The organism is Propionimicrobium sp. PCR01-08-3 (assembly GCF_030286045.1).
Taxonomy (GTDB): Bacteria; Actinomycetota; Actinomycetes; order Propionibacteriales; family Propionibacteriaceae; genus Brooklawnia.
Genome location: NZ_CP127390.1, coordinates 2,269,714 through 2,294,807, shown reverse-complemented (window position 1 = coordinate 2,294,807; position 25,094 = coordinate 2,269,714). Strand labels below are relative to the sequence as shown.

28 protein-coding genes are annotated in these 25,094 nt (G+C 65.0%); 19 read left to right on the top strand and 9 right to left on the bottom strand.

Annotation, left to right across the window (positions count from 1 at the left end; translation table 11 throughout):
- Positions 1-87: 87 nt before the first annotated feature.
- Both QQ658_RS10555 and QQ658_RS10550 read right to left on the bottom strand, forming a co-directional pair.
- The gene (locus tag QQ658_RS10555; RefSeq protein ID WP_286024811.1) at positions 88-1,209 is read right to left on the bottom strand and encodes an ABC transporter permease; all 1,122 of its coding nucleotides are present in this window, start codon (positions 1,207-1,209) and stop codon (positions 88-90) included.
- Positions 1,206-2,795, bottom strand: a complete 1,590-nt coding sequence (locus QQ658_RS10550) for an ABC transporter substrate-binding protein (protein WP_286024810.1) — start codon at positions 2,793-2,795, stop codon at positions 1,206-1,208. Before QQ658_RS10550 ends, QQ658_RS10555 begins: the two co-directional genes overlap by 4 nt.
- A 186-nt stretch (positions 2,796-2,981) precedes the next feature.
- Here QQ658_RS10550 and QQ658_RS10545 point away from each other — a divergent pair, with 186 nt between their 5' ends.
- The 13 genes from QQ658_RS10545 to QQ658_RS10485 all read left to right on the top strand — a co-directional run bounded on the left by QQ658_RS10545 (position 2,982) and on the right by QQ658_RS10485 (position 13,522).
- Entirely contained in the window at positions 2,982-3,188 is a 207-nt protein-coding gene (locus QQ658_RS10545; protein ID WP_286024809.1) for a type II toxin-antitoxin system VapB family antitoxin, read from the top strand.
- The gene (locus QQ658_RS10540) at positions 3,185-3,622 is read left to right on the top strand and encodes a PIN domain-containing protein (RefSeq protein WP_286024808.1); all 438 of its coding nucleotides are present in this window, start codon (positions 3,185-3,187) and stop codon (positions 3,620-3,622) included. The genes QQ658_RS10545 and QQ658_RS10540 overlap by 4 nt, the downstream gene beginning before the upstream one ends.
- 447 nt (positions 3,623-4,069) lie before the next feature.
- Entirely contained in the window at positions 4,070-4,819 is a 750-nt protein-coding gene (locus tag QQ658_RS10535) for an ABC transporter ATP-binding protein (RefSeq protein WP_286024807.1), read from the top strand.
- Positions 4,820-4,870: 51 nt separating this feature from the next.
- Positions 4,871-6,244, top strand: a complete 1,374-nt coding sequence (locus tag QQ658_RS10530) for an FtsX-like permease family protein (RefSeq protein WP_286024806.1) — start codon at positions 4,871-4,873, stop codon at positions 6,242-6,244.
- Positions 6,202-7,554, top strand: a complete 1,353-nt coding sequence (locus QQ658_RS10525; RefSeq protein WP_286024805.1) for a sensor histidine kinase — start codon at positions 6,202-6,204, stop codon at positions 7,552-7,554. Before QQ658_RS10530 ends, QQ658_RS10525 begins: the two co-directional genes overlap by 43 nt.
- On the top strand, positions 7,551-8,249 hold the full coding sequence (locus QQ658_RS10520; protein ID WP_286024804.1) for a response regulator transcription factor: 699 nt from the start codon (positions 7,551-7,553) through the stop codon (positions 8,247-8,249). Before QQ658_RS10525 ends, QQ658_RS10520 begins: the two co-directional genes overlap by 4 nt.
- Before the next feature lie 102 nt (positions 8,250-8,351).
- The gene (locus QQ658_RS10515; protein WP_286024803.1) at positions 8,352-8,603 is read left to right on the top strand and encodes an addiction module protein; all 252 of its coding nucleotides are present in this window, start codon (positions 8,352-8,354) and stop codon (positions 8,601-8,603) included.
- On the top strand, positions 8,603-8,914 hold the full coding sequence (locus QQ658_RS10510) for a type II toxin-antitoxin system RelE/ParE family toxin (protein ID WP_286024802.1): 312 nt from the start codon (positions 8,603-8,605) through the stop codon (positions 8,912-8,914). The genes QQ658_RS10515 and QQ658_RS10510 overlap by 1 nt, the downstream gene beginning before the upstream one ends.
- A gap of 112 nt (positions 8,915-9,026) precedes the next feature.
- Positions 9,027-10,253, top strand: a complete 1,227-nt coding sequence (locus tag QQ658_RS10505; RefSeq protein ID WP_502928910.1) for a sensor histidine kinase — start codon at positions 9,027-9,029, stop codon at positions 10,251-10,253.
- The gene (locus QQ658_RS10500; RefSeq protein ID WP_286024800.1) at positions 10,250-10,927 is read left to right on the top strand and encodes a response regulator transcription factor; all 678 of its coding nucleotides are present in this window, start codon (positions 10,250-10,252) and stop codon (positions 10,925-10,927) included. Before QQ658_RS10505 ends, QQ658_RS10500 begins: the two co-directional genes overlap by 4 nt.
- A 174-nt stretch (positions 10,928-11,101) precedes the next feature.
- Positions 11,102-12,010 (top strand): ABC transporter ATP-binding protein, encoded by a 909-nt coding sequence (locus tag QQ658_RS10495; protein ID WP_286024799.1) that lies wholly within the window; start codon positions 11,102-11,104, stop codon positions 12,008-12,010.
- Positions 12,007-12,771 carry an ABC transporter permease gene (locus QQ658_RS10490; protein ID WP_286024798.1) on the top strand — a complete coding sequence of 255 codons (765 nt, stop codon included), beginning with the start codon at positions 12,007-12,009 and terminating at the stop codon, positions 12,769-12,771. The genes QQ658_RS10495 and QQ658_RS10490 overlap by 4 nt, the downstream gene beginning before the upstream one ends.
- A gap of 1 nt (position 12,772) precedes the next feature.
- Positions 12,773-13,522 carry an ABC transporter permease gene (locus QQ658_RS10485; protein ID WP_286024797.1) on the top strand — a complete coding sequence of 250 codons (750 nt, stop codon included), beginning with the start codon at positions 12,773-12,775 and terminating at the stop codon, positions 13,520-13,522.
- An 8-nt stretch (positions 13,523-13,530) separates the two neighbouring features.
- On the opposite strand, the gene QQ658_RS10480 is transcribed toward QQ658_RS10485, so the two are convergent.
- Positions 13,531-13,818, bottom strand: coding sequence for a hypothetical protein (locus QQ658_RS10480; protein WP_286024796.1), 288 nt, complete (start codon positions 13,816-13,818; stop codon positions 13,531-13,533).
- Positions 13,819-14,116: 298 nt separating this feature from the next.
- Here QQ658_RS10480 and QQ658_RS10475 point away from each other — a divergent pair, with 298 nt between their 5' ends.
- Positions 14,117-15,319 (top strand): hypothetical protein, encoded by a 1,203-nt coding sequence (locus tag QQ658_RS10475; RefSeq protein ID WP_286024795.1) that lies wholly within the window; start codon positions 14,117-14,119, stop codon positions 15,317-15,319.
- On the opposite strand, the gene QQ658_RS10470 is transcribed toward QQ658_RS10475, so the two are convergent.
- The 3 genes from QQ658_RS10470 to QQ658_RS10460 are packed head-to-tail and all read right to left on the bottom strand — an operon-like array spanning position 15,269 to position 16,823.
- On the bottom strand, positions 15,269-15,781 hold the full coding sequence (locus QQ658_RS10470) for a hypothetical protein (protein WP_286024794.1): 513 nt from the start codon (positions 15,779-15,781) through the stop codon (positions 15,269-15,271). The two genes, QQ658_RS10475 and QQ658_RS10470, sit on opposite strands and share 51 nt — an antisense overlap.
- Positions 15,778-16,335, bottom strand: a complete 558-nt coding sequence (locus QQ658_RS10465; RefSeq protein WP_286024793.1) for a hypothetical protein — start codon at positions 16,333-16,335, stop codon at positions 15,778-15,780. Before QQ658_RS10465 ends, QQ658_RS10470 begins: the two co-directional genes overlap by 4 nt.
- Positions 16,332-16,823: a hypothetical protein gene (locus QQ658_RS10460; RefSeq protein WP_286024792.1), complete on the bottom strand. Its 492-nt coding sequence runs from the start codon at positions 16,821-16,823 to the stop codon at positions 16,332-16,334. Before QQ658_RS10460 ends, QQ658_RS10465 begins: the two co-directional genes overlap by 4 nt.
- Positions 16,824-17,072: 249 nt before the next feature.
- On the opposite strand from QQ658_RS10460, the gene purD reads away from it, so the two are divergent.
- Both purD and purB read left to right on the top strand, forming a co-directional pair.
- A complete protein-coding gene (purD, locus tag QQ658_RS10455) occupies positions 17,073-18,305 on the top strand; it encodes a phosphoribosylamine--glycine ligase (RefSeq protein ID WP_286027094.1) in 1,233 nt (410 codons plus the stop codon).
- 58 nt (positions 18,306-18,363) lie between these two features.
- Positions 18,364-19,752: an adenylosuccinate lyase gene (gene purB, locus QQ658_RS10450; RefSeq protein WP_502928961.1), complete on the top strand. Its 1,389-nt coding sequence runs from the start codon at positions 18,364-18,366 to the stop codon at positions 19,750-19,752.
- A gap of 150 nt (positions 19,753-19,902) precedes the next feature.
- Here purB and QQ658_RS10445 read toward each other — a convergent pair whose 3' ends face one another.
- Entirely contained in the window at positions 19,903-21,207 is a 1,305-nt protein-coding gene (locus QQ658_RS10445; RefSeq protein WP_286024790.1) for a hypothetical protein, read from the bottom strand.
- Between the two features lie 58 nt (positions 21,208-21,265).
- The gene (locus tag QQ658_RS10440) at positions 21,266-22,282 is read right to left on the bottom strand and encodes a DUF2207 family protein (protein WP_286024789.1); all 1,017 of its coding nucleotides are present in this window, start codon (positions 22,280-22,282) and stop codon (positions 21,266-21,268) included.
- A gap of 87 nt (positions 22,283-22,369) precedes the next feature.
- Between QQ658_RS10440 and QQ658_RS10435 the strand changes: the two genes are divergently transcribed.
- From QQ658_RS10435 to purQ, 3 genes are read left to right on the top strand one after another with little or no spacing between them, the layout of a single operon-like run.
- A complete protein-coding gene (locus tag QQ658_RS10435; protein WP_286024788.1) occupies positions 22,370-23,242 on the top strand; it encodes a phosphoribosylaminoimidazolesuccinocarboxamide synthase in 873 nt (290 codons plus the stop codon).
- 17 nt (positions 23,243-23,259) lie between these two features.
- On the top strand, positions 23,260-23,505 hold the full coding sequence (gene purS / locus QQ658_RS10430) for a phosphoribosylformylglycinamidine synthase subunit PurS (protein ID WP_286024787.1): 246 nt from the start codon (positions 23,260-23,262) through the stop codon (positions 23,503-23,505).
- Positions 23,502-24,176, top strand: a complete 675-nt coding sequence (gene purQ, locus QQ658_RS10425) for a phosphoribosylformylglycinamidine synthase subunit PurQ (protein ID WP_286024786.1) — start codon at positions 23,502-23,504, stop codon at positions 24,174-24,176. Before purS ends, purQ begins: the two co-directional genes overlap by 4 nt.
- Positions 24,177-24,216: 40 nt before the next feature.
- On the opposite strand, the gene QQ658_RS10420 is transcribed toward purQ, so the two are convergent.
- On the bottom strand, positions 24,217-24,990 hold the full coding sequence (locus QQ658_RS10420; RefSeq protein WP_286024785.1) for a cytochrome b5-like heme/steroid binding domain-containing protein: 774 nt from the start codon (positions 24,988-24,990) through the stop codon (positions 24,217-24,219).
- Positions 24,991-25,094: the final 104 nt, after the last annotated feature.

Here is a 25,094-nt window from a genome sequence, read left to right as displayed (position 1 = left end):
CGAGCGGGCCAAGGATTCTGCTGATGCCGGGAACGAAAGGGTTGGCGCCTGGACAAGGGGCCTGCTGTCGACTTCATCGGAGGCTGTTCACAGTTCATGGGGGTCCGTCCTCGGGTCACACCAGACCAGTGCCAGGTCGGCGATCAGGCCGCCGAGCAGAGCCATCGCGGCCAACAGCATGGAGACCACGCCGAGCAACGGAAAATCCTGGGCGAGGGCCGCGCTCACCAACGATTGGCCGAGCCCGGGCCACGAGAAGATCTGCTCGACGAGCACCGAGCCCGCGATCACCTCGGTCAGCCTGGCGCCGGTGATGGCCAGCACGGGGATCATCGCGGTCGGCAAGATATGCCTAGCCAACACCCGGTATTCCGGGATGCCGCGCAATCGGGCGGCGCGCACCCCCGGATCGTCCGATGCCTCGATCAAAGCCTTGCGCAGATGCAACGTGATCCAGGGCAGCTGGCCCGCGGCGACGGCGCTCATCGGCAAGACCAGGTGTCTGGCCAAATCGGTGACGCCGAGATCGAGCCCGGGCGTGCCGGTGCCGCCAGCGGGCAGCGTATGCAGTCCGAGAGCAAAGACCGCCACCAGTCCTAACCCGAGAAGGAACGGCGGAACTGCTGCCAGCACCCACATCACCAAATCGAGCAGCTGGGAGACGACACCATTCGGACGCCGGGACGCGATCAACGCCAGGGGCACCGAGATCAGGAAACCGAGCAGCAGACCGCCGGCCATCAGCAGCATGGTCCAGCCCAGCCGGGCCGAGACCACGTCGGCGACGGGCATCCGAGCCGACATTGAATAGCCGAGATCGCCGGTCAGCAGCGATCCGAGCCAGGCCAGCCACGTCCCAAACCAGGAGCGGCCGCCAACAGCGTTTTCGATCCCCTCCCGTCCCGCGCCGTTGGTGAACTCGTCCTGAGAGCCGAGAAACGCCGAGGTGGGGTCAACCGGTGAGAACGCGGCCAGCACGAAGACCAGCAGACTGAGCCCGAGCAATAGCGGGATCAGCCAACCAAGCCGGCGAGCGATGAGCCGGGCAGTCTGGGCGGCGCGGGACTGCGTCCGGATGCGGCCGGAGTCGTTTCCTTTCCAGGCCGACCACCAGATGGCGCGCCGAGGAGAGGTATTAGGCACACCGGTGGGTGTGAACCGGGGCTGCCCCCGGCCAGAAGTTCCCCGATCGTTGACGGTTGCACTCATCGCCAGCTCGCCACATTCCACCACGGACCCCAGGCGATGCCATGCTCGTGGGGCTCAGTCACATGTTCGATGGGGGAGTGCTGCTCGAGTCCGCGGGCGACGTAGGTGTGCTCGAGCACGAAAACGCTCACCGTCGGTGGATCGGCGATCAGCGCCTGCTGCAGTTCGCGGTAGTCGGAGTCACGCGCTGCCGGATCGGGCTCGCTTCTTGCGGCGTCCAGCAACGCATCCACCTCGGCATTGCGGTACCCGCTCGGGTTCGAGTACGGATCATCCGGATCGAAATCGGCGAACGACGAATGCAGCGCGCTGTAGGCCTGCGTGTCGGGCGAGTAGGGCACGTCGCCGCCACCCAGCACGAACGCCGTGGTCTCCATCTTCTGCTTGGCCTGCGGCCGGTCGACTGCGCTCAGCTGCACCTCGATACCGAGCTGCGCCATATCGGACGCGAACGACTGCGCGATGTCGCGACGCACGCTGTCTTCGGCGAAGTACATCAGCTCGAACGAGAATCGGACGCCGTCCTTCGCCCGGACGCCGTCTTCGCCAACTGGCCAACCGGCCTCGTCTAGCAGGGATGCGGCTCGCTCGGGGTCATAGCCGAATGTGGCGTCCGGGTTGAAAGCATCTCCGAACGACGGAGTGATGGGCGTGCTGATCGCGGTGCCGTGACCGGCCAGGATGCCGTCGACCATGGCCTGCCGGTCGGTGCCCAGATTCAACGCGATTCGCACATCGGGGTCGGTGAAAAACGGCAGCGACTGCGGCAAGGTGATGCCCCGGTAGTCGCCGGTCTGGTTGCTGAACATCTCCAGGCCCTGTTGGCCGTCAAGGCTTGAGGCGACGACCGGCGAGAGCTGGGCTCCGTCGAAGTCACCGGCCAGCAGGCGCTGTGCCCGGGCGTTCTCGTCCGGCACGAATCCGATAAAGATCTGGGCGATCGACGGCGTGCCCTGCCAGTAGTCGTCGCGGGCCTGCAGCGTCATCGAACTGCCTTGCTGCCAGTCGGCGAGGGTGTAGGGGCCGGTGCCGACCGGCTCGCGGGCCAGCGACGAATCGAGTATCGAGCCGCTCACCATTTCGGAAGAAGGAATGCCGAGCATCAGCATCACGGGGAAGTCTGCATAGGGCTGTGACAAGGTGAATACCACGGTATCGGCGTCGGTCGCCTCGACGTCGGTGACGATCTGATAGCTGCCGCGCAGCGGCGAAGCAGTAGCCGGGTCGAGCACCGCCTCGTAGGCGGCGACGACATCGTCCGCATCGAAAACAGAACCGTCGCTGAAGGTGATGCCCTGGTGCAGACTGACTGTCCACTGGGTCAGATCGGCGTTGGCGACGGGCATCTCGGTGGCCAACTCGGGCTCCAGTCCGTCCGGGCCGACGGTGACCAGCGAGTCATAGAACTTCGACGTGATCGAAAACGTGTACTCAAGGGGGTTGAGGGTCTCGTATTCGTTGGTTTCCGCCAGCCGCAATGTCGTGCTCGCATCGTGGGGATTGGTGGGCGTGCCAGATCCGGTCGCCTGGCAGGCGACGAGCGCGAGCGCCACCGCAGCCCCGGCCAGAACCCTCAAAACACGCATAAGTCTTTCTATCTCAGGCGTCCGACATTTTCTCCCGCCGTGATGCTAGCAATCTTGCATGACGCACCGGTTACGTCGCGTGCGAGTGCGGGCGGTCGTCCTCGCTCCGAATTAAGCGAAAGCCAGCGAAGGCAGAATCACCGAGAGTATATACTGTTGACGAGGCCTAATATATATGGAGGCGATATGACCAAGACACTGATCGACCTTGATGACGAACTGGTTCAACGCGCACAAGAGGCGTCCGGCATCCGGACGAAGAAGGGCGTCGTCACTGCGGCACTGGAGGATACGGTTCGTCGTGCCGCGCTCGACCGCTATGTCGAGTTCGTTTCATCAGGTGCTCTTGACGATCTGGCCGACCCTCAGGTGACCCAATCGGCACAGCGATGAGGCCGCTGTTTCTTGTCGACAATTCCGTCATCCAACGGCTCGCCAAACCCGTCGTACGACAAGCCTGGCGAGGGCTGACGGAGCGCGGGGACATTGCAAGCTGCCTGCCGCTGCTGCTGGAGGCGGGATACTCGGCGCGCTCGGCGCCCCATCATGCCGAGTTGCTTGAGCTTGAGCAGAGCGCGAAGGTCGTGCTCGCGCCGGCGCCGGAGATCCTGACCATCGCGCTCACGATCCAAAGCGCGCTCTTCGCGGCGGAGAAGGGTCGATCTGCAGGGGTGAGCGATATCCAAATCGCGGCGACTGCGATGCATTACTCGAGCCCGGATCGCCCCGTCGTGATCGTGCACTACGACGCAGATTTCGATCAGATCGCCAGCGTCATGCCTCAGTTGCAGACGAAGTGGATTGTTCCCCGCGGAAGTGCGGACTGACTTGCTCGGTGGCACCGTTTGCCAACAGCCTTTTTCTCGGACGGACGCCCTTGTGGTCCACGCCTTCAACATCATCGACCTGAGTGGTGATGATCATCGGGTCCGGTGCGCTGCTACGACGACTTGAGAACCTTGCAGCAGCAAAGACAGTTCCGTCTACCTTCGCCTGATTACGCGATTCTCTGGACTGTCCGGACTCGTACGGACGCGAGGCCGGGGAGTCGCCGCCTACGGCGTCGGGCGCTGAGATCAGGGACGAAAGGCATCACCGACGTGGCTGCCTTTTCCGTCGCGGCGATTGCTCGTCGATTTGACGCCGACATCCGGTTGTCATCACGAGATGACAATCCTCGCGCTGCGGTGGCGCGGCCCTGATCGAATGCGGTTTCCTGAACGGTGTTCGCCGTTTGCCTCGGCGGCGACGGTTACGAAGGACTGGAAGCGCGTATGACAGAGCAGGTTATGGTCGATCCGATATCGGCGGAGGGTGTGAGCCAGCGGATCGCCGGCTCCGACACGTGGATTCTGCGGGGCTGCTCGGTGCAGTTGCCGCGTGCCGGGCTGACGGCGATCGTGGGGCCGAGCGGCGCGGGGAAGACGTCGCTCATGTATTGCCTGAGCGGGCTGGATCGCCCGGCCGAGGGGCGGGTCCTACTCGACGGCACCGACATCTACAGGCTGGGCCGGGAACGGCGGGCGAAATTTTTGCGCGACCGAGTGGGGTTCGTGTTCCAGCAGTACAACCTGATCCCGTATCTCACGCTGGAGGAGAATGTGCTGCTGCCGGAGCAGCTCGCGGGGCGGCGCGTACCCCGCGATGAATCGACGCAGATGCTGGCCCGGTTCGGGCTGGAGGAGAAGCGGACGACGGTCGCGAGCGCCCTGTCGGGTGGGGAACAGCAGCGGGCGGCGCTGTGCCGGGCGATGCTGCTGCGTCCGTCGATCGTGTTCGCCGACGAGCCGACCGGTGCGCTCGACAGCGCGAACTCGCAGCTGGTGCTGCGCGTCCTGCGGGATCTCACCATGCAGGGCACGACGGTGGTGATGGTCACGCACGACGTCGATGCGGCCGCGCTCGCGGATCGCGTGGTGTTCATGCGAGACGGGGCGATCACCGGTGTCACCGGCCCGCTCGACGCGGACAGCATCCTGGCCCGGATGCGGCAGCTGCCCGCCGACTCGACGCGGGAGGGCTGAACGGTGCTGAGACACGTGCTTCGGATTCTCCGCCGCGATCTGCGGGGCTGGATGCCGGTAATCGTGGTGATCGCCCTGGTGACAGTGCTGATCGGGACGTGCATGAACCAGTTCGTCTGGACTAACAGCCCCGGCTTCACACAAGCTGCGACACGGGCGGGGCTTGATCCGGCAGCGTTCGGTATCGTGTCGGTCACGATCTACGTCCTTGTCGCGGTGCTGTCGTTCTTCGCACTCACCGTCGTCGGATCGGCGACCGTGGAGCGCACGCGGGGCACGTTCGCGCAGTGGCGGCTCGCCGGTGCGACGCCTCGGCAGATCCGATCGGCCCTGTGGTGCCTCGTCGCCGTCGCGAGCATCACCGGTGCGCTGCCGGGGTCGCTGGTGTCGATCGGGGCGAGCGCGGCGGCGATCCCGGTGTTCAATCAGATGGCCGCGAACAGTTTCCCCGGTGGTCTCGGGGACTTCGATCCTCCCGCCTTCCATCCGTCATTCCTCGCGTGGGCGGCGTCGTTCTCCCTCGGGACGATCACGTGCCTGCTTGGGGCATTCGTGCCGTCCCGACGTGCCGCTGCCGTAGAGCCGGTCGAGGCGGTGCGCGGGCTGGCGGTGCGGCGTCGCCGGGGCGCGTGGGGCAGGTGGGTGTTCGGCGGACTGCTGCTCCTGATAGCGGTCACGTTCTCCCTCGGCGGCGCGTTCGCTCCAGCCGCGTTGGAGCCGGGTGTGGAGGCGGCCGGGATGGTGAACGCCGCGATCCAGGCGGGATTATTCGCCGCTGCAGGCGTCTACGTTCTTGGCCCCGAGCTCATCCCCATCGTTCTCGCTCTCATCCGCGTGATCCTGCGCCCGTTCCGGGCCGTAGCGCTCGGGGTGCTGGCGACGCGGGCGGCACGTGCGGATGCCGAGGCGAACGCGAACATGATCGCGCCGCTCGCGGCCGCGCTCGGGCTGGGCGGGGTGATCTTCACCGTCCTGCGCTCCTACCAGACGACGATGCAGGCGGCGGGGTTCGAGCTGGCCGTCCCGAACTATTCGGACACGGTCGTGATGACAGGGTTGTTCGGGTTCGTGTGCCTGCTCACCAGCGTCGCCGTCATCATGCTCTCCGGCCGGGATGCCGTCAGGGAGCAGGCGGTGTTGCGCAGCGCGGGCATGACGCCAGGCCAGGTGCTCGCCTTCACCGCCTGGCGGAGCGTCCTGCTCACCGGCTGTGCGGTTGTGTTTGCGCTGATCCCGATCGGCCTCGGCGCAACCCTGCTTGTCTCGCGTTCTGTGATCCTCACCGGGCATCCGATTCTCGACATCCCCTGGACAGGGCTCCTGGTCGCGGTGCTCGCCTGTTGGGGAGCGTTGTTCCTCGTCCAATGGCTTCAGGTGGCATCGTGGGTTCGTCGGGAGATCGCGGTAAGCCTGAGAAGAGCGTAGGGGTGCATGTGGGCAGGCAGACAACACACGTCGCGCGTGATGGCCTGCACGCGATCTGGTCGTCCCTCGATGAGTGGACGCAGCAGTCCGCGCGGGCACCGGAGCGCCCGACCGTCGGCGCCATGATCTCGGTTCTGTTGTGCACGAGCTATCAGACGCTGCTGGTGACCCGACTGCTCTTTGCCGGCACCGTGCTCGACGGCACCGCCTACCTACTCACCCGTGACTGGTATGGCGCGCTGATCGTCATCTTCATGACCATCGGTGCGGCAGTGCTGCTGATCTGGAGACCGCGACAGCCCTTGGTGGTGCTGTTGATCGAGTGTCTTCTCTACGGCCTCGCCTCCGCGTTTCAGATGAGCGACTACCTGGTGTTTCCGCTTCTGTTTGCCTTGTTCAGTTGCGTCGCGCGTCCGGCGGGCCGGCAGATCGCCGCCGGAATCGGTGTTGTGTGGGTGGTGATGACCGTCAGCGCGCTGGTCTCGGCAGAGCCGAGCGCGTTCGACTCGGAGTATCTGGGCCAACTGGTAACTGCCGCCGCGACGATCGCGCTGGCGGTGGCCGCCCGGAGCGTCCAAGGTTGGCGACGCTCTCGCCTGCAAGCGTTGAGCGAAGAACGCCGCTCCGAGCAGCTCGCCTGGCAACGAGACCGCGCGATCTCACGCACCCGGATCGCGGCCGAACTGCACGACAGCGTCGGCCACGGTCTCACGACGATCATCGCCCTGGCCGAGGGGCTGACGGGAACGACCGGCGACGCCACGGTCGATGAGGCGCTGGCAGGTATCAATTCGGTGGCCCGGGAGAGCCTGGACGACACCAGGCGGGCGGTTCGGGCATTGGCCGATCCGGACGATCAGCCCGAAGACACCTCGTCTGTCCCGGTTCGGGTGCATGAGTGGGACGAGATCCGTGGCGTGCTGGGGCGCGTGCGCTCGCTCGGAGTGACCGTCGTTTTCACCGAGACCGGACGACGGCCATCAGACATATGCCATGCCGATCTCTGCTTCGCCCTCACGCGGGAGGCCATCACGAACGCGATGCGTCACAGCGACGATCTACGGCAGATCACCGTCGCCTGGGATCACGACGACGACGTGGCGACGACGGTCACAGTGCGAAGCGTCAGCGATCCATCACACGAGGCGGGCACGTCCGGCCATCCGGCCGCGTCCGAAACCGGAACCGGGCTACAGCGCTTGCAGGCGATGGTCATCGAAACCGGTGGCACGATGAGCTACGGGGCGTCCGCGGCCGGCGAGTGGACCGTGCAGGCGAGAGTCCTGGCAGCCGGCGAGGCAGACCGATGATCGACACAGCGGGATCGTCGGGCGCGCGGCTGGGCGTCATGCTGGTGGACGATCAGCGCCTGGCGCGCACCGGGTTCGCCCTGATGCTGCGGAAAGCGGCCGACATCGACGTGGTCGCCGCGGCGGCATCGGGACTTGAAGCCATCGACATCCTTGAGCAGCGGACACGCGATCGCCTGCCGCTGCCCGATGTTGCGCTGATGGATGTCCGGATGCCTGTGATGGACGGTATCGAGGCAACCCGCCGGATCGCCGGCCGGTATCCATCGGTCAAAATCCTCATCCTCACCACCTACGACGAGGACGACTACGCATTCGGCGCGATCGCCGCGGGAGCGTCCGGCTTCTTGCTGAAGGACGTGCGCACGCCGCAGCTGATCACCGCCATTCACGCGGTCGCTCAGGGGGACGCGATCCTCACCCCGAGAATCACCCGGCAGGTCATCGAACGTGGGGTGCCGAGGGCGCTTCCGGCCGATCGGCGTGAGCGCATCAGAGAGCTGTTCGACAGCCTCAGCCCGCGCGAGGCCGCCATTGCACGGCTGATCGCGGACGGGCTGTCCAATGCCGAGATCGCCGAGCGTCTCGTCCTGCAGCAGCCATCGGTCAGAAGGAATGTCAGCAGAATCCTCGCCAAGCTTCACTTGCGCGACCGCGTGCAGATCGCCGTCGAGTGGTACAGGGCCGGGTTGTAGCTGCGGGACGACGCCGCGAGCCTGCGGAAATGCCGACTGACCGACTCCGTGATGCCGCTTGCCATCATTCTCATTCACGAAGTTCCGTCATACACTAGCGACATGTCGATGACTGTTGCTGAGGTAGAACAAGCGATGCTTGCGCTTGACCAGCGCGAGATTGCTGCTTTGGTGCATCGCGGCATTCAGGCACTCGACCAGGACGGCGAGACCGCGAGCCAAGAAGAAGTCGATGCCGCCTGGCGTAATGAACTCGCGAAGCGCATTGATGATATTCAAAGCGGCAATGTTGAGACAATACCGCTGGAAGAAGCGTTCGCCAGCGCCCGGGCGGCACTGGCGGCAATGCGGTAGTGAACCACGTCAGAGATACCCACGCGAAGGCTACGGCCGAACTGATTGAAGCCGCGAAGTGGTACGAGAGCAGGCAGTTCGGCCTCGGCGACGATTTCCTTGAATCGGTCGAGGGAGCCGTAAGTCTCATTCTTGAATGGCCACAAATCGCGCCCGTATTCCCTGGCTGGGATCGCGAGCCAGTCGTTCGCACTCAGGCCGTCGCGAGATTTCCTTATCGAGTGCTCTACTACCTGACCGAAAGCAAACTCATGGTCGTCGCCTTCGCGCACAACCGTCGTAAGCCGGGCTATTGGGAAGATCGCCTCTGATCTTACGAGGCGACAGGCGAGTAGTCTGCGACAGGTTCTTCCTTTGAACCTGACCGCCGCTCGGCGTCGACCTCAGTCGGGCTCCGCGGGCAACTTGCTACTGTCAAGAGGCATGGAGGCGACGGGGTCCGCGGCGACTGCGGTGACTCCTGTGCCTCCACCAGCCGGGCGGTCGTCGTTGCCATGGTTTCGGGAGCACCCGCGTCTGATCGATGGGTTGATCGCTGCCGGGGTGTTCGTGTACATGGTGCCGTTTCTGCCGCTGTATGCGGACGATGCACTGCGGCTGATCGTGATGCTGCTCGTCTCGATCGTGCTGTGTTTCTCGTATCTGTGGCGTCGCCGGTTCCCGTTGCCGGTGCTCGCGGTGATGCTGGTGGCGGCTTGTGTTCCCTTCTTGCTGGACGCGGACAACGCGCTGATCGTCGCGGACGCGATGCTGGTGCTGTCGGTCTACAACGTCGCTTCCCGCTACCGATGGCCGGTGTCGGTGCCTGCGGCGGCCGCTGTCATCTGTTGGCTGGTCGTCGCAGTGCAGGACCTGCTGCGGCTGAAATGGGTGAACATCGGCGATGTCGGTGTGCTTGTCGTCGTGATCGCGTGGGTGTGGACGTGGGGAACACTCGCCCGGGTTCGGCGAGCCTATATCGAGGGCTTGCGTGAGCGGACCGCTCAGCTGGAGCGGGAGCAGGCGGCGCTGGCGCAGGTCGTCGCTGCGACGGAGCGGGCGAGGATCGCCCGGGAGATGCATGATGTCGTCTCGCATGGTTTGACCGAGGTTGTGGTGCTCGCTGACGCCGCCGCATCTACCGTCGATGCCGACCCGGCGCAGGCACAGACAGTGATGTGGCGGGTGCGGGATACCGGTCGGAGTGCGCTCGCGGAGATGCGGCGCATGCTCGACGTGCTCCGTGACGACGAGCCGGGTTCGCACGCCCCACAACCCGGCATCGATCGCCTGCCCGATCTGATCGGCCAGGCGCGTGAGGCGGGCTTGCCGGTCGAATTCACCGTCGAGGGCACCGTGGTTTCGTTACCGGCCGGGGTCGATCTGGCCGTGTTCCGCGTGGTGCAGGAAGCACTGACGAATGTGCGTAAGCACGCCGGCACGGTCTCTCAAGTCGACGTGCGGCTGGATTATGGTGATGAAGCGGTGATGGTCACGATCAGCGACGACGGCACCGGCTCATCGGACGCAGGCGATGTACCCGGTGGTGGGCATGGACTGGTCGGAATGACCGCGCGCGCCGCCGCGTACGGCGGGACGGTGCAGGCAGGGCCGGGGCCCACGGGCGGGTTCACGGTGTCGGTGCGGCTGCCGGTGGGAGGAGAGTCATGAGCGTCCGTGTGCTGCTGGTCGATGACCAGGAGATGATCCGGGTCGGGTTCCGGATGGTGCTCGACGCCCGTGACGGCATCGACATCGTTGGAGAGGCCGACGACGGCGACACCGCCCTCGCGCTGCTGGACGAGGTCGAGGCGGATGTCGTGCTGATGGATGTGCGGATGCCCAGAATGAGTGGGGTCGAAGCGACCCGCCGCGTCCGGGAACGCGAGAACCCGCCCAAGGTGCTGATCCTGACGACCTTCGATCTGGACGAGTACGCCTATGAAGCTCTGCGGGCAGGGGCGTCGGGGTTTCTGCTCAAGGACACTCCGCTCGATGAGGTCGTCACTGCGATCCGTCATGTGTACGAGGGTGATGCGGTGGTCGCGCCGTCCACGACTCGCCGCCTGCTGGACCATTTTGCCCGCAGGCTGCCGGCACCCGCTACTGAAGAGCCGGCGCCGACGCAGAAGGTTTTCGATGAGTTGACGCCGAGGGAGCACGAGGTGATGCGGCTGGTCGCGCGAGGCTGGTCGAACGCGGAGATCGCCGAGCATCTGGTGCTGTCGGAGGGCACCGTGAAGGTGCATGTCGGTCGCATTCTCACCAAGCTCGATCTGCGCGACCGGGTCCAGGCGGTCGTCCTCGCCTACGAATCCGGACTCGTCGAAACCGGCACCACCTGACCCCTTGGATCGCCGAAATCAGCCACACAAGCCGGACGCCGTTCCATGACTGCCCGGCCCCGCGGCGCATATGCCGCAAGTGATACGGCGCACGCGGTGTACGCCGTGAGCGGTAGGCGGAAGATATGCCTGCAGCGAGACGATCCGGAACTGTGATTTCGGGATCGTGGAGGCATGTCCTCCGCGATTGTCGAAACGTCGAACCTGACCAAGCGCTACGGCGGGCACTCCGTCGTTGAGAACCTCAACCTGCGCATTCCTGCCGGGAGCGTGTACGGGTTCCTCGGCCCGAACGGGGCCGGGAAGTCCACGACGATGAAGATGCTGCTGAACCTCGTCCAGCCCACCAGCGGCGAGGTTCAGATCATGGGACAGCCCATGACCCGCAGCACCCGCCGGAACCTGCTCGCCGAGATCGGCTCCCTCATCGAGGCCCCACCGGGATATGCGCATCTGACCGGGGTCGAGAACATGCGTCTGGTGCAGCGGATGCTCGGCCTGAACCGGCAACAGATCGACCACGCGGTCCGCACCGTGCGGCTGCAGGATCAGATGGACAAGAAGGTCCGCAACTACTCCCTCGGCATGAAGCAGCGCCTCGGGATCGCGATGGCCCTGGCACGCAAGCCTCGGCTCCTCATCTTGGACGAGCCGACCAATGGGCTCGATCCCGCGGGGATCGAGGAAATCCGTCATCTGCTGCGGCAGCTGGCCGAAGGCGGGGTGACCGTGATGGTGTCCTCGCACCAGCTCGGCGAGATCGACAAGACCGCCACCATGCTCGGCATCCTCTCCGGCGGCAGGATGATCTTCCAGGGCTCCCGCTCGGAGCTGACGGCCGCGTCCAACCCGGATGTCATCATCACTTGCTCCAACCCACAGGCCGCCGCCGTCACTCTGCAATCGTTCGACGCCCGCCTCACCGCGGCCGGCGAGGTTGCAGTTCCGGGCCTGGACGATCGGCAGACCGCCGACGTCGTCGCCGCGCTCGTCGGCGAGGAGGTCGGCGTCTATGGGGTGCGCCGCCACGAGCAGACTCTCGAGGACGTGTTCATGAATCTGACCGCAGGGGGCGGGCTGTGAACCGCCGGATAGCAACCGGACGCGCAGTCGTGAACGAGTTCGCCAAGATGCGGCATCTGAGCGTCGGGCTGGTCTCGACGGTCATGGTCATCGGAGTGTTGGCCCTGTCGCTGTTCGCCGTCGCGTCCAGCCCGGACTTCGACCCCGATACCCCGGACGCCTGGAACGCGCTGCTGGGGGGCATGTCCTTGGGCGTTCCGCTGATCTCCCCGCTGCTGTTGGCGGTACTCGCATCCCGTCAGGTCGACATCGAGCACCAGGGCAGTGGGTGGCTGCTGCAATCCACCTCCGGCATCACCCCCGGTGAGGTGTGCCGGGCCAAGCTCGTCGCGCTCGGGATCATCGTCACCGCCATCACGATCGGCACCAACCTGATCGTCCTCATCGTCGGAAAGTTGCTCGCGGGAATCCTGCCTCCGGCCCCGCTCGGGCACTGGGCCGGGTTCACGTTCTGCATGCTCGCGGTGAATCTCGCGGTCCTGGCGTTGCACATCCTGCTGTCCGCGAAGGTGGAGAACCAGCTCGTCGCGCTGGGCATCGGAGTGCTCGGCTGCATCCTGGCCGTGTTCTCCCAAGGCCTGCCAGCCGCCGCAGCGCACGTCACGCCGTGGGGCTACTACGCGCTTGCCCAAGCCGCCGGCTACCAGGGCGACCAGCTCCTGATGCTACCGATCTCCTACCCGAGCATCGTCGCCCTCGCCGTGATCGTCGGGGTCGTGTTTGCCGTCCTCACCTTCCGCTTCGACCGTCAGGAGGCCTGACATGAGCGCACTGTCCGCCGAACTGATCAAGCTCAAACGCTCCCTGGCGTGGTCGATCGTGGTGTTCCTGCCCATCGTCCTCGTCCTCGCCGGGGCCGCCACTCAACTCGCCGCCAGCCGCCGGCCCGACAACGGGTGGCACACCGTCTGGCTGCAGTCCGTCGGCTTCTATGGGCTGTTCCCCCTCGCAATCGGCATCGCGATCCTCGGCTCCCTCGTCTGGAGGCCCGAGCACCGCGGCAGCAACTGGAATGCCCTCATGAGTGGCCCGGTCTCATCGCTGCGCATCGTCACCGCGAAAGCCGTCGTTGTGGCAGTGCTCACCGCGATCATGCAGCTCGTCCTGCTGGCCGCAGTGATCGTGATCGGCAAAGCCGCGTTCGGGCTGCCGGGCATGTTGCCCACCGAATACCTCGCTGTCACCGCCCTGCTGATCGTGGCGACCATCCCTGCCGCCGCGCTCCAGTCGGCGCTGTCGATGTTCCTGCGCTCCTTCGCAGCCCCGATCGCCGTCGCCCTGGTCGCCTCCGGCATCTCCACCGTCGCTCTCCTGGCCGTTGGTAACGCCGCGCTCGTCTCGCCCTACGGCGTCGCGACGAGGGCTGCGCTGCTGGGGACCGGATCGTTCGTCGATGACGGCACCATCACCGGCGGCGACATCGCCGCGATCCTCATCTCGACCGTGATCCTCGCCGGAACCGTTGTGATGCTCAGCGCGGCGGCACTCGACAGGCACGACACCCACGTGTGACGGGACGGCTACTCGACAGTGATCGTGACCTCGATCGGATCGGTCGGCGTCTCGCCCTGATCGCAGTCAGCCACTACCTCGGCGCGGTAGCAGTACTGGATCGTCAGTGTCGTCTCGCCGGCTTCTTTCCCGGTGACAACGATGCCCATTTCGGACGGCCCGCCGGGTGCATCTCCGACAGACGCGATGTGCATGTCGGCATCAGCGACGTTGGGGTCGGTCGAGTCGATCACGCCCCACGCGTCGCCGATCGACTGGTTGTATTCGCCGATGTCAAGCAGAACCTGCTCATTCACGTCAATCGATACGGACCCGGCGCGGGCGTCCTCAGTTCGGCTCGGTGTGGGTCGCGGCGTCGTTGAGGGCGAACTTGCATCGTCGCCTGGTGGCAGATCTTTGCATCCGGTGAGACCCACGAGTGCGACCATAAGTATTGCTGAAACCGCCCAGCACCCTGTTCTCGTCATAGTTTGCCCTCGCGGGGAGTTGTCCCATCGACGCCTTGGAGCTACCTACCGTACAGCCAGACGTGCCGCATCCCTCGCACATCGAGCGGCGCTGGATCTGAGCACAGCGGTCCCTTAGGGTAGCGCTGTGGATTTTCTGGCCGATTTCGGCGCGACGGCCTGGCGTGTGGTGCGGGCCCATTGGGGTCAGATCCTGGCCATCCAGCTGCTGGCGGGCATCGGCCAGACGATCGTCCATTCGCAGGCGGTGGAGCGCGGCGGCTCGGATGCCATCGCCGGATTGCTGCTCACCGGATTGGGCACGCTGATCGCCGTCGCCGGACTGGTCGCCACCTGCGTGGTCTGCCACGACGTGCTCGCCTCGGTTCGGCCGCTTCCCGATGATCGGCAAGGACGCAGGCGCGAGATTGCCGAGACTTTCACCGTCACCGTTTTGCCGTTCTTTCTGCTCTACCACTCTTGGGGTCTCTACCAGGACGACCTGAACCGTTACGCCCGCGATGCCCTGAACTCGCTCGATTTCTCGGCGGGCGAGGGAGGCGCAGGTTCGATCATCGATGTGCAGGTCACCGCAGCGGTGATCATCGTCATCGCGGCGGCGTTCGTCGGGCGGATCGCGATACACAGGTGGCTGCCCGAACTCGCCGGCATCAAGACCGTCGTCCTCATCCTCCTCGAAGCGGTGTGGGCCTTCCTGGCGGCCATGATCATCGGGCAATGGCTACGCGACATCACGGCCTATCTCGGCAATATGTCCGTCATCGTCGGCATTCGCAAGGCACTGGACGACGTAGTCGTGTGGGGCCAGACTCTGTTGACATCGCTGGACTTCGTCCTGGCGGGCGCATACGCGATCTTCACCCCGCTGCTGTGGGTGACCCTGGCCGGGATCACGATCGTGAAAGGAAACCAGTTCGCAGACACGGGGCTGGCGCGGCGGTTGGAAAAAATTGCCGATCGACTACCTCCGATCGTCGACGACATCGTTGCAGAAACGATCATCGACCTGCGCGATCGCTGGATTCCTGTGGTGGGCGCCATCACCGTGCTGGCGCGGGCCGGGGCAGTCGCGCTGGCGACGGCGGTCGCGATAGGAACTCTGGCCACCTTCGCCGGCGGCTGGTTCACCGCCGGGCTCGCTCATCTGCCCACGCCGGCGGCGGCACCGTTCACCGGGCTGCTCGGAGAGGCCCTGATCGGCCTGGGCGGGCAGTTGACCCTGGCAGCCACGGTCACCGTCGCGCTCGTCAGCTTCGATGTGCTGTATCGCCGCGCCCACTCAAGCGATCTCGACCGCCAGCCACCGGAACGAATCCTCGCCGACCTGTAGATAGAACGTGGCCTCGGCGACTTCTCCCGCGGGCAGGATGAAATAGAACTCGGACTGCTGGGCTGCCGGGTCGGTTCCGTCACAGGCCACTTCGGACGCAGAGAAACGGGGGCGGTGACTGGACGAGATGTCGCCGACGGTCACGTCCAACGCGGCCGCGCAATACTCCACGTCGTCGCTGGTTTGGGTGGGCAGATACAACGATGAGACCCTCAGTATCTGTTGTGCCTGGTCATCGATGCGTCCGATATCGAAGCGTTCACTGTCGCCGAACTCGGCGGAGGTCACGGTGACCGACGCCCCGCCGATCTGGACGGCGTCGCCGGTTGACACGGTCCGGGTCCAGATCGGTTCATCGCGCAGCAGCTCCCGGAAGCCCCGCCACGACGATGTCACCACCAAGACCAGGGCCAGCATCAGCACCACGGCCAGCCACCGCACCTGCCTGTGTGGGCCGGTCATCGCGGCACCTGGGCGGTGATGGCGTCGTCCAGTTGCACAGGAACCGTCATCGTGATGACGGCGCGGGTTCCGAAATTCTGGTACCAGGGGTCGAGTTGCGCCACCTGGAAGCTCACCTGGGTACCGCGGATCTCCTCCCAGGTCTCGGCACCCACCACGAAGACGGTGTCGACCTGGGCTTGCTGACCGGGCACGACAGGAGGGCCGGCGGTATCGTCCTGGCAGGCCGCGGGCAGATAGCGCACGCCGTCGGCGGTCATACCGCGGTCGGGAAAGTTGCCCGATTCGGTGAAGACATAAGAGGCGCGCAAGAGCAGGAAGATGCCGTCTTCGCTGCATTCGGTCCCGTCGAAGCTCGCCTTCGGTGCGGCGGTCAACTCGGCGTTCTGCACGGTGATGGTGGCAGCGTCGACGCCGCCGTCGCCCACCGTCTCGTAGTCGGCCCGCCATTCGGCGTTGCCCGGCGAGAACTGATGCAGGACCAGCGCAACCGCGACGATGGCGACGGCGATCGCCACGGAACCGAGTGACCACCGGCCCTTCAGCGCTCTCATCCGGCTACCACCGCCACAGGAGTGACCAACACGGAGTGATCGGGCAGGGCCAGCGCGTTCTCGTTCTGCGTCTGCCACCGGCCATCCAGGATCAGCAGTTCGGCCTCGGGCTGCCCATCGTCCAACCGATAGCTGAGCTCAAGCTCGATCGGCACCTGCGGATTCAGGTATGAGACCAAGACATCATTGGCGTGCACGCCTGACGGCCGCTCGCGCTCGCCTTCCACACGAAATGCGAAGACATCACTCACGGGAACCGGATGATCTGCGATGACGGTTGCCCGCACCCGGGCGACGATGCTCTCATCGTCCCTGCTCAGCGCGTGAGTATCGACATGGACGAGAGATGTCTCGATGCTGTCACCGATACTCAGCTGCGTGAGCCGCTCGCCGCCGTACTGACGCAAACCTCCGGTCATGACTCCAGCAATGATCAGGCCTACGACGAGCGAAAGAATCGCGGCTGCCCGGATTCGCCTGGTTAGCACCTGAAGGAGTATAGGTGCTTGCCCCCTAATCGCCGAGGCAGACACGAAATGCGAAGTCGCGCCATCCCACCTTGTACCGCATCGTGATCGAGGTGACGGGAACGCAAGTACTTTGTGCCCCGATGAGGTCACAGCCGGGTTCGCGAACGGAGTCCCTGGGACCCCTCGCCGGCTGCCGCTCGCTGCGGCATTGGTGGGTGGCATCTGGGCTAAACTCACCTCGTGAGCGCAGCCCAAACTGGCATTCCGTTGACCGTTCTGGTGGTGGGGTCCGGGGGACGAGAACACTCCTTGGCACTGGCCATCTCTCATGATCCTTCCGTCGAAGCGGTACACATCGCACCCGGCAATCCGGGCACTGCGGCCATCGGCACCAATCACCCGGTCGACATCCTCGATCCGGACGCGGTCGCCGCGCTTGCCGTCCAGATCGGCGCGAACCTGGTGGTCGTCGGGCCGGAAGCACCGCTGGTGGCGGGCGTCGCCAATGCCGTGCGGCAAGCAGGAATCGCGTGTTTCGGACCGAGCGCCCAGGCGTCCCAACTCGAAGGCTCCAAGGCCTTCGCCAAACAGATCATGGCCGAGGCCGGTGTGCCCACCGCAGGGCATCGGGTCTGCCACGATCAGGCCGAGCTGGTCCAAGCGTTCGATGAATTCGGTGCCCCCTATGTGGTCAAGCATGACGGCCTGGCCGCAGGCAAAGGCGTCCTGGTCACCAATGATCGTGAGGCCGCGCTGGCTCACGGTGCCGGTAGCGACCAGGTCGTTGTCGAGGAGTTCCTCGACGGGCCCGAGGTCAGCCTCTTCGTGATCACCGACGGGACGCGCGCGCTGCCGCTGCAACCCGCCCAGGACTTCAAGCGGGTCGGCGATGGAGACGAGGGCCCGAACACCGGCGGCATGGGCGCCTACACCCCGCTGCCCTGGCTCGCTCCCGGAACCGTCGATCAGGTCATGACCGAAGTGGTCACCCCGACCCTGGCGAAAATGCGCGAACTCGGCACCCCCTTCGCAGGCCTGCTCTATGTCGGCCTGGCCATCACCAAGACCGGCCCCAAGGTGATCGAGTTCAACGCCCGCTTCGGCGATCCCGAGACCGAAGCTGTGCTGCCGCTGCTCGAAACCCCGCTCGGCCAGGTGCTTTACGCCGCGGCCAGCGGAAGCCTTGCCGATATCGGCCCGCTCGAATTCAGCGACCAGGCCGCGGTCTGCGTGGTGCTGGCCGCCGACGGCTACCCGGCCGCCCCGCGCAAGGGCGGACGCATCGCCCTTCCCGCCGACACCGACGACGTCCATGTCATCCAGGCAGGCACAGCACTCGATTCGCAAGGGCGGCTCATCGCGAACGGCGGACGCGTCCTGGTGGTGGTGGCGACCGGCAAAGACATCGCCGGAGCCCGCGAGGCCTGCTACACCCACATCGGCACCATCGACTTCCCGGACGGCTTCTGCCGCTCCGATATTGCCGCAAAAGCGGTCTGACGAGGAGATTCAGTTGACTATTCCCGACGTGCTGGCCAACCGTTATGCCAGCGAGCAGATGCGCGCGATCTGGTCGCCTAAGACCAAGATCATCGCCGAACGCAAACTGTGGATCGCCGTCCTCGAAGCGCAGCGCGACCTCGGCGTCGAGTTCGGTGGCGACGATCCCGACCAGGTGATCGCCGACTACCGGGCGGTCATCGACGACGTCGACCTCGACTCCATCGCCGCCCGTGAGCGCATCACCCGTCACGACGTGAAGGCACGCATCGAAGAGTTCAATGCATTGGCCGGCCACGAGCACATCCACAAGGGCATGACCAGCCGCGATCTGACCGAGAACGTTGAGCAGCTGCAGGAGCTCGACTCGCTCAAACTGATCCGCTCCCGCACCGTCACCGTGCTGGCCAGGCTCGGCGAGTTGGCCGCGCAATACGCCGATCAGCCGATCGCCGGACGCACCCACAACGTCGCCGCCCAGGTCACCACCCTCGGCAAGCGGTTCGCCACCTGCGCCGACGAGTTGCTCATCGCGCATGCCAGGCTGGACGACCTGATCGGACGCTACCCGGCCCGCGGCATCAAGGGGCCGGTCGGCACCAGCCAGGACATGCTCGATCTGCTCAGTGGCGATCTGGCGAAGCTGGACGAATTCGAGGCTCGCATCGCGTCCGGTCTCGGGTTCGCGAAGGTCCTCGACTCGGTCGGCCAGGTGTATCCGCGCTCGCTGGATTTCGACGCCATCTCGGCACTCGCTCAGACGGCGGCGGCCCCCTCGAACCTGGCCACCAGCATCCGGCTGATGGCAGGAAACGAGCTCGTCACCGAAGGGTTCAAAGAGGGCCAGGTCGGGTCGTCCGCGATGCCGCACAAGATGAACACCCGCAGTTGCGAGCGCGTCAACGGGCTCGCCATGGTGATCCGCGGCTACCTGTCGATGGTCAGCGAACTGGCAGGTGACCAGTGGAACGAGGGTGACGTCAGCTGCTCGGTGGTGCGCCGCGTCGCGCTACCGGACGCCTGCTATGCGCTCGACGGGCAGTTCGAGACGTTCCTCACGGTGCTCGACGGTTTCGGAGCCTTCCCGAAGGTGATCGCCGCCGAACTCGACCGCTATCTGCCTTTCCTCACCACCACCAAGGTGCTGATGGCCGCGGTGCGCAAGGGCGTCGGGCGCGAGGACGCCCACGAGGCGATCAAGGAGAACGCCGTCGGCGTCGCCCTCGACATGCGCACCACCGGTGAGCGGACGAACCGGCTCTTCGACCGGCTGGCCCAAGACCCCAGGCTGAACCTGAGCAGAACCGAACTCGACCACCTGGTGAGCGCACCGCTGGAGTTGACCGGCGCCGCCGCCCGCCAGATCGAGCGCGTCATTGCGCAGATCAAGCCCTTAACCGACGCAGATCCCGAAGCCGCCGCCTACCATCCGGGAGCCGTGCTCTAGAAGCAGGAAACACAACGCCTTGGCCCTGCGACGGGACCCTATCCAGTTGCGAGCACAGACAGCATGCGACGCACTCTTTTGCACTTTTCGTCTCGCTCGGGCGCGATTTGCCCTACTTGGATGGCAGCAGCACGTCGCGGCGACGGCGACTCAGGAGATCAGCGTGACCACCGGTTCGTCCCCGGAGAGGTCGACACTGAAGAAGCTGGTGCGGTCGCGGGTGTAGCCGTCGAACGTGCCCTCGGACCCGTCGTCCAATACGCCCTTGCCCTCGGCGGTCGTCTGATAGCGCACCGAGACCGTCTGGGTAAAGGCGTCCTCGGCCGACCAGCCCTGCGTAGGCAACTCGATCTGCGAAGCGGGATCTTCGGGCGACAGCGTCCAGGTGATCGAGCCGTCCTGGGCGTGCCCGTTGTCGAACTGCAGCACCCAGTTACACGTTCCGGGAGCGGTCTTCTCGGCCACACAACCGGCGATGATGCCGCGAATCTGGCCGGCAACCTGATCTTGGACGCCGTCGGCGACGACCAGCTCGGCATTGATCGATGTGTCGCCGCCGGTGAAGACCGCAAAGTTGGCCTGGCTCGACGCGTATGACAGCAGCGTCAAGCCCGAGGTGATGGTGTAGCTGCCCGGCAATGCGCTCACCGTCGCCGGTCCGGACGGCACCTCAACATCGTTGATCAGCACCGACTGCCCAGCGGCCAGGTTGATCTGGCCGAGCACATCCGAACCCTTCGCCTTCCACTCGCCGTCCACTTTCATGAACGACCACTGCACGACCCTGGTGTCATCGCCGATCTGGACGCTTGCCTGCTGCGAATAGGTGCCTCCGGAATGGCTGCTCACAAACTCCGGGTTGAACACGAAGCTGTCGGGATTGCCCGTCAAAGCGTCATTGGTGAGCAGCGGCTGATCTTGGGTCAGTGACGGGTCGCCGGCAGTGTCGAGATAGCTGAGTGCGGTGTCGGCATCGCCTTGCTGAATCGCGGTCAGGAGCCCGGTCATCGCAGCCTGGCTGTCGCGCTCGTCGTTGCGTGACGTCAGCCAGTCGATCAGGAAGTAGCCACCGATGCCCACGATCAGCACGATCGCGACGATGAGGGCGATGATGCGCCGGCGCTTGGCCTTCGCGGCGTTGACCGGATTGGGTTGATAGGCGGACGCAGCAGCCGTGCCGCCCGATTGGGGCGTCTGCCGAGCGTAGGTGGGGCCTTGGGCCGTTCGGTAAGGGCCCGGCGGCAGGGGATTGGACCCCTGATTCCCGAATCCTTGCGGCGGACGCATGCCGCCCGCATCACCGGAGAACTGCTGGGCCGACGGAAAGGAGGCGGGCTGATGAACCGGACGCCAGGCCTCGCCCGGCTGCTGGAGCGAGCCGTCGCCCTGTCCCGGATGCGAGCTTTCTGATCCCGGATCGGAATTTCCCTGCTCCGGATTCGGCGGATTGGTCATCGTCAAGCCTCCTTGGTCCGAAGACGAATTCTAGCCGGACTCGGCCGGTGTCTTTGCTTCAGACGTGGCTGATGATCCTCTTCGCCCTGCCGCTGGACATTTTCCGGTTGACGACGCGAGCCAGCTCACTACCGACCCGGTGCGCGGTCTTCTCGTCCGGCCGGCCGGTGCCGGAAATGAACCAGCCGAGTTGAAGACGGACATCCTGGCCCCAATTCGCTGCGCGGCGCAGTTCGTCGTCCACGGTGCTGGCGAGCCGGTCTTCGGAGCCGAAACCGATCGCCCAGGGAAGCAGGCGTCCAAATTCGCTGCTCACCGCCGAAACGGGAATGTCCTCGGAGCGCAGATCATGCAGTTCTTGGCGAAGCTGCTCGGCGTGCGCCCGGGCGATCTGCCCGGCGGGGGTGAAAAGGCTGCGAGCCCGCCCGTTGGACGCCAACAGCACACCGGCGGCTATCACCCCGAGACCGCCGATCACTCCGCGGAAGTCTTTGGTCGCGACCCAATCGATCAGCATGAAAGCCGTGGCGAGAAGCCCCAATACCAAGACCAGCGCGCCGATCCAGCCCCACCGGGAGTGATGCTCCCTGACGTCGGTTGTCAGCCAATCCAGCGCCCGGATGTGATCGGACAGCGAGGTACGTGCCGTCTCCAGGGGCGCGTCCGGATGATGATGCAGTTCATTGAGGGACGCCGGTCCGTCGCGAAGCGGTCCGTCGAGGAGTATCCGCTCGTAATCCAGCAGTCCCGAATCATCGGCAGGTTTGGAGGTACGGGCCAGCTCCCAGGTCGGTCGTCCGCCAGGGGTGTCCGCAGCGGTGATGACGAGATAGCCACGAGTCGCCAGATCGAGCAGGGTCACCTTGATATCACGAAGGCCGGCGTCGCCATCGGCGAGCACTCCGATCATGCCCGGACGCAGCTCCGCGGGCGGGGTCAAGGTGGGTTCGGTGTCGAGCAGGCCTGCTCGAATCGCCGTCTGTGTCTTGTCCGCGGGCGTACGGCGCACCACAACGACAGTCACGGCTGCGGCCAAAATTGCGAGCCCCACTATCAAGAAAACCAGTTCGAGCACCGAGTCACCCCCTGCGGCCACTTTACTGGGCGGACGCAGAGTTGATCTGTGTGCCACTCCGCCGTGTCACGCCCCTATGCTGAGCACGTGAGTCAATACGAGAATCTCGGGCTGCCTCTCATCCATGCCGGAAAGGTGCGCGAACTCTACGCACTGGACGACCCCGGCAAGCTGCTGATGGTGGCGACGGACAACATCTCTGCCTACGACTTTGTACTCGAGCCCGCCGTCCCCGGCAAAGGCATCGTGCTCACCCAACTGTCGTTGTGGTGGTTCGGCCAACTCGCCGACCTGATCGACAACCATCTGATCTCCACCGATGTGCCGGCGGCCGTGGCCGGCCGCGCGATGATCACCGAGCGTCTCGACATGGTGCCGATCGAGGCGGTCGCCCGGGGCTATCTGACCGGTTCGGGGTGGATCGAATACCAGGATTCCGGCACCGTGTGCGGGGTTCAGCTGCCGGCCGGCCTGCACGACGGCTCTCGGCTGGCCGAGCCGATCTTCACCCCCGCCCGCAAGGCCGAACTCGGCGAACATGACGAGAACATCAGCTTCGAGCAGATGTGCGCCGAGATCGGCGACGATCTGGGCGCGAAGCTGCGCGACGCCACACTGAGCATCTACCGGCGTGCCGAGCAGATCACCCGCGAGCGCGGCATCATCCTGGCCGACACCAAGCTGGAGTTCGGGCTGCGCGCAGACGGCACCTTGGTGCTCGCCGACGAGGTTCTGACCCCCGACTCGTCACGTTTCTGGGACGCCCGGGAATGGGAACACGGCAGGCTCGCCAGCTTCGACAAGCAGTACCTGCGGGACTGGCTGGCACACGATTCGGATTGGGACCGCTCCGGGAGCGTCCCGCCACCACCGCTGCCCCCGCACATCGTCGAGAAAACCCGGGAACGTTATCTGCTGGCCTTCCAGCGGCTGACGGGTGACGAGCTCGTCCTGAATTAGCCGATAGGATTTTGGCCATGACACGAGTAGTCGTCGATGTGATGCCCAAGCCCGAGATCTTGGATCCGCAGGGCAAAGCGGTCACCGGATCGCTGCAGCGCCTCGGCTATCAGGGCCTGACGGTGCGTCAGGGCAAACGTTTCGAGATCACCGTCGACGGTGAGTTGACCGATGAGCGGCTCGACCAGATTCGTGATGCGGCCGAAAAACTGCTCGCCAATACGGTCATCGAGAGCTTCGACGTGCGGGTGGAAGAGTCGTGAGCCGCATCGGCGTCGTCACCTTTCCCGGCTCCCTGGACGATCATGACGCTCTGCGCGCCGTCCGGCTGGCCGGTGCCGAGCCGGTGCCGCTGTGGCACGCGTCCGATTCATTGAGCGATGTGGACGCGGTGATCCTGCCCGGCGGCTTCAGCTACGGCGACTATCTGCGCTGCGGCGCCATCGCCCGTTTCGCACCGATCATGGACGAGGTGGTGAGCGCCGCCAACGCGGGGATGCCCGTACTCGGTATCTGCAACGGATTCCAGGTGCTGTGCGAATCGCATCTGCTGCCCGGCGCGATGATCCGCAACGAGCAGCGCAAATTCGTCTGCAAGCAGCAGAAGCTGCGGGTGGAGACCGTCGACACGGTGTGGACCTGCGATTTCTCGGTAGGGCAGCAGATCACCATCGTTCTCAAGAACGGTGAGGGCAACTACCAGGCGACCCCCGAAACCCTGCGCAAGCTGGAGGAAAACAACCAGGTGGTGTTCCGCTATCTCGGCAATCCGAACGGGTCGCACAACGACATCGCCGGCATCACCAACGAGCGCGGCAACGTGGTGGGTTTGATGCCGCACCCCGAGCACAGCGTCGAGGCGCTGACCAGCGAAACCCGTGACGGCCTGACGTTCTTCAGCTCGGTGCAGCACTTCTTGGCGCTGGCTTCGTAAGACCCTGTTTTGGGAGTGCTGGCGTCGGCCACCGCCGGACTCAGGCCAGTTGGCCGATCTGCAGTTCGGCCAACTGGTTATTCGCCTGCTCGTTGCTGCTGTGCTGAGCACTGAAGGCCTCGGTGGCGTCGGTACCACACAGCGCGATGATGCGGTCGCGGCCGCCAGGATGCTGATCGATCCAGCTAGTCAGATCGTAAACGTTGCCGTCTATCGCTGCCCAGCAAGATTCCACCGAGGTGTGCTGGGCAACCTCATCCAGGGTGATCTCTGAAGCGACGGTTGAGTCGTCCGCCGGTGCGCTCGATGATTCGGAACTGGCTGGTGTGGAGGCATCCGAGGTACTGGTTGACTCCGCAGCGCTGATGCGTCCACCCCAGGCGGCTTGAGCACCGCTGTGGCCGACCAGCACGGTGAGCGTTAGTGCCGCGCCGGCCAACACCGCGGTCAGCCAACCGAGCAGACGGATCGCGAGGGAATCGGTATCGGCGGTCGTTCGTCGCTGTAATAGCCACCAACCGAGCGCGACCAGGCTGAGCACGACCGCGACGATGGTCAATAGGGTGCCCAGCTGGGCATGGCGGTCGGGAGTGCCGACGTGTGTGGCCAATTGGCGTCCGGATAGTACGGATATCCCTGCTGCTCCGGTTCCGATCACGGTTCCTGCGACGGCGAGCCAAGCATAGGACCGTCGCCAGCGCCGGACGAAAATCACTGCGAGCAGAGCGAGGGCCGATAGTGGTAACAGGATCACTGTGGCATGCACAATCAATGCATGCACGGGTAGGCCGTCGATAGTGTCAAAGATGTTCATCATGCCCATCGTAAAATGGTTGACCTGTCAATTACCTATGAACTTGTGTGCTAAGTCGGCAGGTTCTTGTGTCTTCGATCGGCCCCAATTCAGTGATATTTCGG